Raw genomic sequence first — 12,123 nt, forward strand, 5'->3', positions numbered from 1 at the left:
GCAGCAAGGACCCCCATATCTTGTGCCACACCCCAGGGGCCTAGAAACAACCTACGCACTCCCAATCACGAAGAGCCGATTAACCGCGATACCACCGAGGAGTTTTCTCAAATGGCTGAACAGGCTATCCGCCCCGCCGGCAACCGCCACCACGTTGTGATCGTGGGTGCTGGCTTCGGCGGCGTGAATGCTGCGCAGGAGCTCGCCGACGCAGACGTCGACATCACCCTGATCAACGACACGAACCACCACCTCTTCCCGCCGCTGCTGTACCAGGTGGCGACCGGCCTGATGTCGTCTGGCGAGGTCACCGGCGACATCCGCCAGATGTTCCGCAAACAAGACAACATCCGTATCGTGCGCGGCCGCGTGGAAACCGTGGACGTGGAAGGCAAGACCGTGACCTCGGTGGAGGGCGGCAAGGAATCCACCTTCGCCTACGACTCCCTCATTGTCGCCGCAGGTGCTGGCCAGTCCTACTTCGGCAACGACCACTTCGCCGAGTTCGCGCCGGGTCTGAAGACCCTGGACCACGCCTTTGAGATCCGTGCTCGCCTGCTCGGCGCCTTTGAGCGCGCAGAGCTCGCTGAGACCCCGGAGGAGCGCGAGCGCGAGCTGACCTTCGTCATCGTTGGTGCAGGCCCGACCGGTGTGGAGCTGGCTGGCCAGGTCGCCGAAATGGCGCACCGCGCGTTTACCGGCGGCCGCTACTCCTTCTCCCCGGAGCAGGCGAAGATTTACCTCATCGACGGCATGCCGCAGGTCCTGCCGCCGTTCGGCAAGCGCCTGGGCAAGAAGGCGCAGCGCGAGCTGGAGAAGGCAGGCGTGACCGTCATCCTCAACGCGATGGTGACCAACGTGGACGAGGATTCGGTGACCTACAAGGACACCAAGACCGAGACGGAAACCACCATCGAGACCAAGACGAAGATTTGGTCCGCAGGTGTGGCCGCTTCCCCGCTGGGCAAGCAGGTCGCCGATCAGCTCGGCGTCGAGGCGGAGCGCTCCGGCAAGGTGCCGGTGAACGCGGACCTTTCCGTGGGCGACGACCCGAACGTGTTCATCATCGGCGACATGATGAGCCGCGACAAGCTGCCGGGTGTAGCACAGGTGGCGATCCAGTCCGGTTCCTACGTGGGCAAGATCATCAAGGAGCAGGTCGATCACGACGTGGCTCCGGAGGACCGCGACAAGTTCAGCTACTTCGACAAGGGCTCCATGGCCATCATCAACCGCTTCCACGGCGTGGTGAAGATGGGCAAGGTTGAGATCACCGGCTTCATCGGCTGGCTGATGTGGCTGGGCGTGCACGCCTCCTTCCTCACCGGCAACCGCAACCGCGCGGTCGCGCTGTTCGAGTGGACCATCAACGCCTGGACCCCGAAGCGCCACAACCTCGCGGTGACCGCGGGCCAGTTCTACGGCAACCAGGCCGCCTCCGAGGCTGGCGACGAAGCCGACCAGTAATCGCGCCTGATTTTTCAACCCCCGTTTCCCCTGCTTGCAGCGAATGGGAACGGGGGTTTCGTGGTGTTCGCCACAAGTACTACCAATATGTTGAAACTGCTCCGCAAGTGCTTACAATGAAACGCGTAAGGCCACGCCTTTTAAAACGGTATGGGCAGATGGGCAGGCGCGGCCGCAGACTTAATTTTCTATCGAAGAGAAGGACGGTGCGCGGTAGTGACCGTGACGCAAGAACCCACCACGAAGGAAGTAGCTTGGGAAGGCTTTGCAGCTGGCCCGTGGCAGAGCGAGATTAACGTCCGCGATTTCATCCAGCGCAACTACACGCCGTACGACGGCGACGCTGCGTTCCTCGCGGGCCCGACGGACAAGACCCTGCGTCTTTGGGACCACCTGGATAAGAACTACCTCGCCGTCGAGCGCGAGCGCCGCGTCTACGACGTGGACACCGAAACCCCGGCGGACATCGACGCGTTCGCTCCAGGGTTTATCTCCGAGGACGACGACGTGGTTGTCGGCTTGCAGACGGACGTGCCTACCAAGCGCGCCATGATGCCGAACGGCGGTTGGCGCATGGTGGAACAGGCAATCCACGAGGCCGGCAAGGACGTCAACGAGGACGTAAAGAAGGTCTTTACTCAGTACCGCAAGACGCACAATGACGCGGTGTTCGACATCTACACTCCGCGCATCCGTGCGGCACGTTCGAGCCACATCATTACCGGCCTGCCGGACGCGTACGGCCGCGGTCGCATCATCGGCGACTACCGCCGGGTGGCGCTCTACGGTGTTGATGCGTTGATTGAGGAGAAGCTGGCGGCCAAGGATGCGTCGCTAAGCAATGGCTTCTCCGAGCACTGGGCACGCTACCGCGAGGAGCACTCCGAGCAGATCAAGGCGCTGAAGAAGCTAAAGAAGATGGCGGCCGACTACGGCTTCGACATCTCCGGGCCCGCTCGCGATGCCCGCGAGGCAGTGCAGTGGACTTACTTCGGCTACCTCGCATCGGTGAAGAGCCAGGACGGCGCGGCTATGTCGATTGGCCGTCTCTCCCCCTTCTTCGACATCTACTTCGAGCGCGACCTGGCAAACGGCTCGCTCACTGAGGTCGAGGCGCAGGAGATTATCGACGCGCTGGTGATCAAGCTGCGCATCGTGCGCTTCCTGCGCACCGAGGATTACGACCAGATCTTCTCCGGCGACCCGTACTGGGCCACCTGGTCAGATGCTGGCTTCTCCGAGGACGGCCGCCACCAGGTGACCAAGACGTCGTTCCGCCTGCTGCAGACGCTGCGCAACCTGGGCCCCGCCCCGGAGCCGAACATCACGATCTTCTGGGACCCGGAACTACCGGAGGGCTACAAGGAGTTCTGCGCCGCGATCTCGATTGAGACGTCCTCGCTGCAGTACGAGTCGGACAAGCAGATCCGCGGCCAGTGGGGCGACGACGCCGCGATCGCCTGCTGCGTGTCCCCCATGAAGGTGGGCAAGCAGATGCAGTTCTTCGGCGCCCGCGTGAACGCCGCCAAGGCGCTGCTGTACGCCATCAACGGCGGCCGCGACGAGGTCAGTGGTAAGCAGGTCACCGACGGCAACCACACCCCGATTGAAGGCGATGGCCCGCTCGACTTCGACGAGGTCTGGGCAAAGTACGAGGAGATGCTCGACTGGGTCGTCGGCACATACGTCGAGGCCCTGAACATCATCCACTACTGCCACGACAAGTACGCCTACGAGTCGATCGAGATGGCGCTGCACGACTCCGACATCATCCGCACCATGGGCTGCGGCATCGCGGGCCTTTCGATCGTGGCGGACTCGCTGTCCGCGATCAAGTACGCCACCGTCACCCCAGTGCGCGATGAAACCGGGCTGATCGTCGACTACATCACCGAGGGCGACTTCCCGTTCTACGGCAACGACGACGACCGCGCGGACGAGATCGCCGCCACCGTGGTCCACACCGTGATGCAGAAGATCAAGGCGATCCCGATGTACCGCGACGCCATCCCGACGCAGTCGGTGCTCACTATCACCTCGAACGTGGTTTACGGCAAGGCCACCGGCTCGTTCCCGTCCGGCCACAAGGCTGGCACCCCGTTCGCGCCGGGCGCCAACCCGGAAAACGGTATGGATTCGCACGGCATGGTCGCCTCGATGCTGTCTGTGGGCAAGCTCGACTACAACGACGCCCTCGACGGTATCTCCCTGACCAACACCGTCACTCCCTCCGGCTTGGGCCGCAACAAGGATGAGCAGGTGTCGAACCTGGTCGGTGTGCTCGATGCCGGCTTCATCATGGAAAACGCCGACACCGCGATCCACCCCGCCTACCCCCAGCTACTTCCCCACCCCAACACGAAAGGAAACCCCAAAATGGCTACCCACACCTTCGAAGAGCGTCTCAACGACATGAAGGCCTCCCGCGCCGCGAACAACATGGAGTCCGGCCTGTACCACGCGAACATCAACGTGCTGGACGAGTCGACCCTTGAGGACGCGATGGAGCACCCGGAGAGCTACCCGAACCTCACCGTTCGCGTCTCCGGCTACGCGGTGAACTTCGTGAAGCTGACCAAGGAGCAGCAGCGCGACGTCATCTCCCGCACTTTCCACCAGGGCGCGTAGCTGTATGCCAGCTGTACGCCCCACTTCAGCTGGCGACGGCACCAGCGGCGTAGTCACCCTCGAACCGCAGCAGGGTGAACGCGTCCGCGGTGTCGCCGCTGGCCTTTCCGGTGTGTCTGACGACGGGTTGGAGATCACCCGCCACGAGCTTTTGGAGGCCCGCCACACCGGCGATATCGGCCTGATCCACTCGTGGGAGCTTGTCACCGCAGTTGACGGCCCCGGAACCCGCATGACCATGTTCCTGTCGGGCTGCCCGTTGCGCTGCAAATACTGCCACAACCCGGACACGATGGAGATGCGTGAAGGCACCCTTACCCGTGTCGAGGACGCGGCGAAGAAGGTCCTGCGCTACAAGCCAGTGTTTAGCGCCTCCGGAGGTGGGCTGACGTTGTCTGGCGGCGAGCCGCTGTTCCAGATCGAGTTCACCCGCCGGTTGCTCAGGACAGTCCACGACGCCGGAATTCATACCGCAGTGGACACCTCGGGCTTCCTCGGCTCGCGTCTCACGGACGAGGACCTGGACAATATCGACCTGTTCCTGCTCGACGTGAAATCCGGCGACCCCGACACGTACGAAGATGTCACCGCGCGCCAGCTGCAGCCCACGATTGACTTCGGCAACCGTTTGCACGCTCGCGGCAAGAAGGTCTGGGTGCGCTTCGTCGTCGTGCCGGGCCTTACGGATGCGGATGACAACGTGCGCCGTGTCGCCGAGATCGTCTCCCAGTGGGCGAGCACTGTCGAGCGCGTGGAGGTGCTCCCCTTCCACAACATGGGGGCCGATAAATGGAAAAAGATCGGCCTGGATTACGAGCTGGCGGACACAAAGCCCCCATCGGATGAAACGATGAAGCGCGTCCGCGACACGTTCCGCGCCCACGGCCTGACGGTCTTCTAGCCCGGGGTTTTAGCGCGGGCTTACCCCCGTTGAGCACCCCGTTCGCCATCGTGCGCTTTGCGCGTAATATCACCTAGGTTGCCGAGCGCGGGATTACCCCGCGCTCCTTTCCAAGCATTGGGAACGCCGCGCCCTCCGCACGTCGAATCCCCTCGCATTTCACGAAAGGGGGCTTTGCATAATGCCACCACGTATCCCCATTCCGGGCCAGAAACAGAAGAAACCGGAACCGGTCGAACGCAAAAAGCTCCCTATCCCGGTTGAGCGCTCAATCGATTTTTGCCGCATTTTCGTCGACGGCAAGTGTCAGCCGGGCAACGTACGCCTCAACCACGCGCTTGAAGTGGCGCAGCGAGAAGAGGATTCGTTTGTGTGGCTGTCTTTGCGCTCCCCGACCACGGAGCAGATGGAGAAGATCGCGGAGATCTTCGACATCGAGGACCTGGTGGTCGACGATGTCGTGGACGCCCACCAGCGCCCGAAGATTGAGCGCCACGACGAGCAGCTGTTTATCGTTGTGCGCTCAGTCAACTACCGCGACGACGAGGAGGTTGACGACGCCCGCGAGATCATTTCCACCGGCGAGGTGCAGATGATCATCGGCGAGCAGTTCGCCATCACCATCCGCCACCACACGCGCCTGCCTGATCTCACTGCGAAGATCGAGGAGGAAGAGGAGCTCGCGGTGCTCGGGCCCACGGCGGTAGCGTGGGCGGTGTCTGACTACCTGGTGGATAATTACCTGCGCGTCACGCAGCTGCTTGAGCAGGATGTGGACGAGCTGGAAAACGAGGTGTTCACACCTCGGCGCACCATCAACATCGACAAGATTTACAGCTACAAGCGTGAGATTTTGGAGATGCGCCACGCGATCGACCCGCTTGCTCCTGCGCTGCGCAACGGCTTGACTAACAACAAGGACCTTTTGCGCAAAGCCTTGCGTTCCTATTTCCGAGACGTGCAGGACAACGCCACTATCGTCTCCGATAAGTTGTCCGGTTTCGACGAGCGGCTGAGCTCGCTTCTCGACGCTTCCGTGGCCAAGGTGACCTTGCAGCAGAACTCCGACATGCGCACGATTTCCGCCGTGGTGGGTATGGCTGCTGCCCCCACCATGATCGCGGGTATTTACGGCATGAACTTCGAGTACATGCCGGAGCTGGGCTACAAGTGGGCCTACCCTGTGGTGCTGCTGCTCATGTTCGCCACGATGGCGCTGATGTTCTGGTGGTTCCGCCGCAACCACTGGTTGTAGCGGCCTACATCTCCATGATCATGAGCTTGAGGTTGGTCACGGCGACCAACTTGCCGCGCGAGGTCATGTCCACTCGCCACAGGTGTGTGCGGGTGCCGACGTGCACCGGCAGAGCCACCGCCTCAATGCGCTCGCCTTCGCGCACGCTGGCAATCAGGTCGGTGTAGTTGCTCATGCCCACCGCCGGCTGGCCCGCGGCCGCGATCGCCGCGGCGGAGCCGAGCGACTCCCCGATCGCGGCGTAGGTGCCGCCGTTAACTATCCCGGCAACCTGAAGGTGCTCTGGGCCTACGTCGACGTAGGCCTCCAGGCGATCTTTCGCGCAGTAGGTGACCTTCATGCCGATGGTTTGGGCGAGCCCGGTGTTGTACTCGTTGAGCACCGCCAGCTCTTCGTCGTCCATCGGGGGATCGATGGGTTCGCGGAACAATCTGGATTCCATAGCCGCAGATCTTATGCGTCGTTGACGCGCAACGTCGCCGCGTCGGATAGCTAGCCGGCGCGTAGGATGGTGCGCATGACTACACCCGAAGCTCAAGCTGGAGATCTCGCGCAGATTGGCGTTGTCGGCATGGCCGTGATGGGCTCCAACCTCGCCCGCAACTTCGCCTCGAAGGGCCACACTGTGGCTATCTACAACCGCTCCCCGGAAAAGACGCGGGCGGTGGCGGAGGAGTTCGGCTCCGAGGGCAACTTCATTCCCTCCGAGACGATCGAGGATTTCGTGGCGTCGTTGGAGCGCCCGCGCAAGGCCGTGATCATGGTGCAGGCGGGCGCGGCCACGGACGCGGTGATTGAGCAGTTGGTCGAGGCGATGGATGAAGGCGACATCATCATCGACGGTGGCAATTCGCTGTTCACCGACACCATCCGCCGCGAGCGCGAGGTGGCCCAGCGCGGCCGCCATTTCGTGGGCGCCGGGATCTCCGGCGGCGAGGAGGGCGCGCTGAAGGGCCCGTCGATTATGCCGGGCGGCCCGGCAGAGTCCTGGGAAACGCTGGGCCCGCTGCTGGAGGACATCTCCGCCAAGGTTGACGGCACCCCGTGCGTGACTCACATCGGCCCGGACGGCGCCGGACACTTTGTGAAGATGGTGCACAACGGCATCGAGTACGCGGACATGCAGGTCATCGGCGAGGCGTACCACCTGCTGCGTTACGCCGCGGGCATCGAGCCGGAGGAGATGGCGGGCATCTTCACGGAGTGGAACAAGGGTGACCTGGATTCCTACCTCATTGAAATTTCTGCGGAGGTGCTTCGCCAGAAGGACGCGAAGACGGGCAAGCCGTTCATCGACGTCATCGTGGACGCCGCGGGCCAGAAGGGCACGGGCCGCTGGACGGTGAAGGAGGCGCTGGATCTCGGCGTGCCCACCACCGGTATCGGCGAGGCGGTGTTCGCCCGCGCGTTGTCCTCTTCGCTCGCCCAGCGCGAGGCCGCGCAGGAGGCGGGTCTGCCGTCCGGCGAGGTGACCTCGCTCGAGGCGCTCGGCGTGGACAAAGACGCGTTCATCGAGGACGTGCGCCGCGCGCTCTACGCCTCGAAGCTGGTCGCGTACGCGCAGGGTTTCGACGAGATCAACGCGGGCAGCCAGGAGCACGGCTGGGACATCAAGCCGGGCGATCTGGCGCGCATTTGGCGCGGCGGCTGCATTATTCGGGCGAAGTTCCTCGACCGCATCACCGAGGCCTACGAGAATGACCCGGAGCTGCCGTCGCTGCTGCTCGACCCGTACTTCAAGGGTGAGTTGGAGAAGGGCCTGGTGGATTCGTGGCGTCGCGTGGTGGTTGTGGCCACGCAGCTTGGCCTGCCGGTGCCGGTGTTCGCCTCTTCGTTGTCCTACTACGATTCGCTGCGCGCGACGCGCCTGCCGGCTGCGCTCATCCAGGGCCAGCGAGACTTCTTCGGCGCGCACACCTACAAGCGCGTGGACATGGAGGGCACCTTCCACACCACGTGGTCCGGCGAGCGCGAGGAGCTGTCCTACTAGGGGCTTTTCGCTTATCGACGTTCCGCCCGGTGAGTTACCTCACCGGGCATATCCACGCGTACACTGTGCCCAATGACCACTTTCGCCGACCTCGGCCTGCCCCGCGACATCGTTTCCACCCTCGAGCGGGAGGGGATTGTAGAGCCATTCCCCATCCAGGAGGCGGCTATCCCCGATGCCCTGGCTGGCAAGGACGTGCTGGGGCGGGGTCCGACAGGCTCCGGCAAGACGTTCACCTTCGGGCTTCCCATGCTTGCCCGCCTGGCTGGCGCGCCGTCGAAGCCGGGGCAGCCACGCGGGCTGGTGCTTGCGCCAACCCGCGAGCTGGCCACCCAGATCAAGGACCGCCTGGAGGCCCCGGCCGCCGCCATGGGGCTGCGCGTTATCGACGTCGTCGGCGGCGTGAACATCAACAATCACATCCGCGCGCTCGCCTCCCCGGTCGACCTACTGGTGGCCACCCCGGGCCGCGCGGAAGACCTCATCGGCCAGCGCAAACTCTCGCTGGGCGCGGTGGAGGTCACCGCGTTGGATGAGGCGGATCAGATGGCGGACATGGGTTTTCTGCCCCAGGTGCGCAAGCTGCTCGACCGCACGCCTCAAGATGGGCAGCGGTTGTTGTTCTCGGCGACGTTGGACGGCGACGTCGAAAAGCTCATTGCCCGCTACATGCACTCCCCCGTCACCCACTCCACCGCGCCGGTGGAGGCCGCGGTGGACACGATGGAGCACCACCGACTACTTGTTGGCGACCGCGAGACAAAGAACGAGATCGTGCTGCAAATCGGCGCGCGTGACGGCAAGACCATCATGTTCATGCGCACCAAACACGGCGTGGACCGGCAGGTGAAGAAGCTGCGCCGCGTAGGTATTCACGCCCAAGGCATTCACGGTGACAAGGGCCAGGGCGCGCGCACGCGGGCACTGGAGGGCTTTTCCGACGGCTCCACCCCGGTGCTCGTGGCTACCGATATCGCCGCGCGCGGCATCGACGTCGACGACGTTTCGCTCGTCGTGCACGTGGACCCGCCCGCAGAGCACAAGGCGTACCTGCACCGCGCCGGGCGCACTGCCCGCGCCGGCGAGTCCGGCACCGTTGTAACGCTGGTGATGGATGAGCAGCGCAAGGAGGTCGCCCAGCTCATGCGCAAGGCTGGCGTGGACGCGCCGGAGGTCGACGTTGCGCCGATGAGCGAGACGTTGGTTACCATTACCGGTGCACGCGTACCGGAGGGTGCTCCCCTGCCGCCGCCGGGGCAGCCACAGCAGAAGAAAACCGCGGGCGGCGCTCCGCGCGGGCGCGCCGGGGGCAACAGCGGGAGGCGCAATGGGTCGCGGAACCGCCGCGGCAACCGCAACCGAAGGAGTAACGGGCGCTAAAGCGCGATAGACACCGACCATGGACATATTTTTATCCATCCTTTCTCTTCTAGCCTTCGTGCTGCTCACAGCGTCGACAGGCCTGTTCGTGGCCATCGAGTTCGCCATGACCGGCATGGAGCGCTCCACTGTTGAAGCGCACGTGAAGGAGCGCGGCGACAAAACGGCGAAGGCGATCTACCGCGACCACACAAACCTGTCATTCGTGCTTTCCGGCGCGCAGCTGGGCATTACGCTGACCACGCTGGCGGCGGGTTATCTCGCCGAACCGGTGCTAGGGCAGTTTTTCACCCCGGTGCTCGAGGCTGTGGGGCTCAACGCCTCCGCGTCTCGGACTGTGGCGCTGGTCCTGGCGCTGGTAGTGGCGACGTTCCTCTCCATGGTCTTCGGCGAGCTTGTGCCGAAGAACTTGGCTATCACGAATCCGCTGGCCACCGCGCGCGTGGTGGTGCCGCCGGTGCACTGGTTTAACACCGCGTTTAAGTGGTTCATTAACTTCCTCAATGCCGCTGCGAACTGGGTGGTGCGAAAGCTGGGCATTGAGCCTGCCGACGAGCTGGCGTCCGCCCGCTCCGCGCAGGAGCTGGGCGCGATGGTGCGCAGCTCCGCGGAGGCCGGCGGGCTCGATGCGGCGACGGCGGCAGTATTGGACCGCTCCCTGCGCTTCGGCGACACCACCGCGGAAGAGGTGATGACGCCGCGCTCCACCATCGAATCGCTCGACGCGGACGACACGGTGGCGGACCTCATCGCGCTGGCGCGGGAGACGGGGCACTCCCGCTTCCCGGTGCGCCGCGGCGACTTGGACGACACGCTCGGCGTGGTGCACATTAAGGACGCGTTCTCCGTGGACCGCGACGAGCGCGCAACCACGAAGCTTTCGGAGCTCGCGCGCCGCATTCCGTTCGTGCCGGGCACGCTCGACGGCGACAGCGTGCTCAACCGCGTGCGCTCCGCCGGGTCGCAGGTGGTGCTGGTGGCCGACGAGTACGGCGGCACCCAGGGCTTGGTCACCATCGAGGATTTGGTGGAGGAAATCCTCGGCGAGGTCTACGACGAGTACGACGACCGCGATTCCGAGCGCGACTTCATCCGCTACGGCACCTCCTGGGAAGTCTCCGGCCTGGTGCGCCTGGACGAGTTGGCGCAGCGCACGGGCTTCAACGCCCCCGACGGGCCGTACGAAACCCTCGGCGGGCTCATCATGGCCGCCCTGGGGCGCATTCCCGAGCTTGGCGACGAAGTCGTGCTCACCGACCAAGCCGCCACCTTCCAGGAGGAGTTCGCCTCCGGGGTGGCGGGCGACTGGCTCGCGCAGGTCTCCGAGATGGACGGGCGCCGCATCGACCGCGCCATGCTGCGCCCGATCACCCCGGAGCAGGCGCAGGACCAAACCGCCCGGGCCGAGCACGCGGCGTCCGCGGGAGGTGAGGCGTAAATGAGTATCTGGCTCGCCGCCGTGCTGATCGTGGTGCTGCTCGCCGCGAACGCGTTCTTCGTCGGCTCCGAGTTCGCTCTCGTGTCATCGCGCCGCGACAGGTTGGAGTCCCTGCTCGCGCAGGGCAAGCCCAAGGCGCAGAACGTGCTGTACGCCACCGAGCACCTTTCCATCTACCTCGCCGGCGCGCAGTTCGGCATCACCGTGGCGTCCCTTGTGCTGGGTAAGGTGGCCGAACCCGCGATCGCGTCCTACATCGAGGGGCCGTTCCTCGCGCTGGGTGTGGCGGAGGAGTTCATCAACCCGATCTCCTTCCTCATCGCCTTGGTCATCATCTCATTTTTGCACATCTTGTTCGGCGAGATGGTGCCGAAAAACATCGCGATCGCCGGCCCGGAGCAGACGGCGATGCTGCTTACGCCAGCGATGACGATGTGGATGCGCATCACCCGCCCCTTCATCGAGTTTTTGAACTGGGTGTCACGCAGGACGCTGCACGCCTTCGGCGTGGAGCAGCGCGACGAGCTGGAATCCACCGTGGACCAGGAGCAGCTGGCCACCATGATCCAAGAGTCGCGCGAGGAAGGCCTGCTCGACGCGGAGGAGACGGTGCGCCTGGCCAAGGCGCTGCGACAGGAATCGCGCCACCTCAAGGAGGTGGTCATCCCCCTTGATGCGGTAAAGACCATCCCGTACAACCCGCGCGGCATTCCCCTATCCACCATCGAGGAGGCGGTGCGCGAGACCGGTTACTCCCGCTTCCCGGTGGCGTTTGGGCGCGACACGCTGGTGGGCTACATGCACGTCAAAGACATCCTGGACCTGATGGAGTCCAACGAGGAAGATCCGCGCGTGCCCGTGAAGCGCATCCGCCCGTTGACCACGGTGGATGGGGCGCAGTCCATGGATGACGCGCTCGCGCAGCTCCACCGCCGCTCCGCCCACATGGCGGAGGTGCACGAAAACGGCGTACTGGTGGGCATCGTTGCGCTCGAGGACCTCATTGAGGAGTACGTGGGCACGGTGTCCGACTGGACGCACGAAGACGAATAGAGGACGAGTAG

Annotated in this window: 9 protein-coding genes; 8 read left to right on the forward strand and 1 reads right to left on the reverse strand. The window is 64.2% G+C overall.

All coding sequences use genetic code 11. From position 1 onward, the window contains the following. The first annotated feature begins 111 nt into the window (after nt 1-111). The 4 genes from HWX32_RS05350 (at nt 112) to HWX32_RS05365 (ending at nt 6,251) form a co-directional block, all read left to right on the forward strand. Nucleotides 112-1,467: an NAD(P)/FAD-dependent oxidoreductase gene (locus tag HWX32_RS05350; RefSeq protein ID WP_175935058.1), complete on the forward strand. Its 1,356-nt coding sequence runs from the start codon at nt 112-114 to the stop codon at nt 1,465-1,467. Nucleotides 1,468-1,689: 222 nt separating this feature from the next. Next, nucleotides 1,690-4,095 (forward strand): autonomous glycyl radical cofactor GrcA2, encoded by a 2,406-nt coding sequence (gene grcA2, locus HWX32_RS05355; protein WP_254868348.1) that lies wholly within the window; start codon nt 1,690-1,692, stop codon nt 4,093-4,095. A gap of 4 nt (nt 4,096-4,099) precedes the next feature. Beyond that, nucleotides 4,100-4,996, forward strand: coding sequence for a pyruvate formate-lyase-activating protein (pflA, locus tag HWX32_RS05360; protein ID WP_175935060.1), 897 nt, complete (start codon nt 4,100-4,102; stop codon nt 4,994-4,996). 181 nt (nt 4,997-5,177) lie between these two features. Then, a complete protein-coding gene (locus HWX32_RS05365) occupies nt 5,178-6,251 on the forward strand; it encodes a magnesium and cobalt transport protein CorA (protein WP_175935061.1) in 1,074 nt (357 codons plus the stop codon). Nucleotides 6,252-6,255: 4 nt separating this feature from the next. Here HWX32_RS05365 and HWX32_RS05370 read toward each other — a convergent pair whose 3' ends face one another. Next, nucleotides 6,256-6,693, reverse strand: coding sequence for a PaaI family thioesterase (locus tag HWX32_RS05370; protein ID WP_175935062.1), 438 nt, complete (start codon nt 6,691-6,693; stop codon nt 6,256-6,258). 66 nt (nt 6,694-6,759) lie between these two features. Here HWX32_RS05370 and gndA point away from each other — a divergent pair, with 66 nt between their 5' ends. The 4 genes from gndA to HWX32_RS05390 all read left to right on the forward strand — a co-directional run bounded on the left by gndA (nt 6,760) and on the right by HWX32_RS05390 (nt 12,112). Further along, nucleotides 6,760-8,241: an NADP-dependent phosphogluconate dehydrogenase gene (gndA, locus tag HWX32_RS05375; protein WP_175935063.1), complete on the forward strand. Its 1,482-nt coding sequence runs from the start codon at nt 6,760-6,762 to the stop codon at nt 8,239-8,241. A 72-nt stretch (nt 8,242-8,313) separates the two neighbouring features. Next, on the forward strand, nt 8,314-9,621 hold the full coding sequence (locus tag HWX32_RS05380; RefSeq protein WP_175935064.1) for a DEAD/DEAH box helicase: 1,308 nt from the start codon (nt 8,314-8,316) through the stop codon (nt 9,619-9,621). 19 nt (nt 9,622-9,640) lie between these two features. Then, nucleotides 9,641-11,059, forward strand: coding sequence for a hemolysin family protein (locus tag HWX32_RS05385; RefSeq protein ID WP_175935065.1), 1,419 nt, complete (start codon nt 9,641-9,643; stop codon nt 11,057-11,059). Next, on the forward strand, nt 11,060-12,112 hold the full coding sequence (locus HWX32_RS05390; RefSeq protein WP_175935066.1) for a hemolysin family protein: 1,053 nt from the start codon (nt 11,060-11,062) through the stop codon (nt 12,110-12,112). The last annotated feature ends 11 nt before the right edge of the window (nt 12,113-12,123 follow it).

The organism is Corynebacterium sp. Marseille-P4321 (assembly GCF_903645305.1).
Classification (GTDB): domain Bacteria; phylum Actinomycetota; class Actinomycetes; order Mycobacteriales; family Mycobacteriaceae; genus Corynebacterium.

What these genes read in the sequence shown, in the direction of transcription:
- HWX32_RS05385 (WP_175935065.1), top strand. Translation starts at nt 9,641, where the DNA reads ATGGACATATTTTTATCCATCCTTTCTCTTCTAGCCTTCGTGCTGCTC.
- gndA (WP_175935063.1), top strand. Translation starts at nt 6,760, where the DNA reads ATGGTGCGCATGACTACACCCGAAGCTCAAGCTGGAGATCTCGCGCAG.
- pflA (WP_175935060.1), top strand. Translation starts at nt 4,100, where the DNA reads ATGCCAGCTGTACGCCCCACTTCAGCTGGCGACGGCACCAGCGGCGTA.
- HWX32_RS05365 (WP_175935061.1), top strand. Translation starts at nt 5,178, where the DNA reads ATGCCACCACGTATCCCCATTCCGGGCCAGAAACAGAAGAAACCGGAA.
- HWX32_RS05380 (WP_175935064.1), top strand. Translation starts at nt 8,314, where the DNA reads ATGACCACTTTCGCCGACCTCGGCCTGCCCCGCGACATCGTTTCCACC.
- HWX32_RS05350 (WP_175935058.1), top strand. Translation starts at nt 112, where the DNA reads ATGGCTGAACAGGCTATCCGCCCCGCCGGCAACCGCCACCACGTTGTG.
- HWX32_RS05390 (WP_175935066.1), top strand. Translation starts at nt 11,060, where the DNA reads ATGAGTATCTGGCTCGCCGCCGTGCTGATCGTGGTGCTGCTCGCCGCG.
- HWX32_RS05370 (WP_175935062.1), bottom strand. Translation starts at nt 6,693, where the DNA reads ATGGAATCCAGATTGTTCCGCGAACCCATCGATCCCCCGATGGACGAC.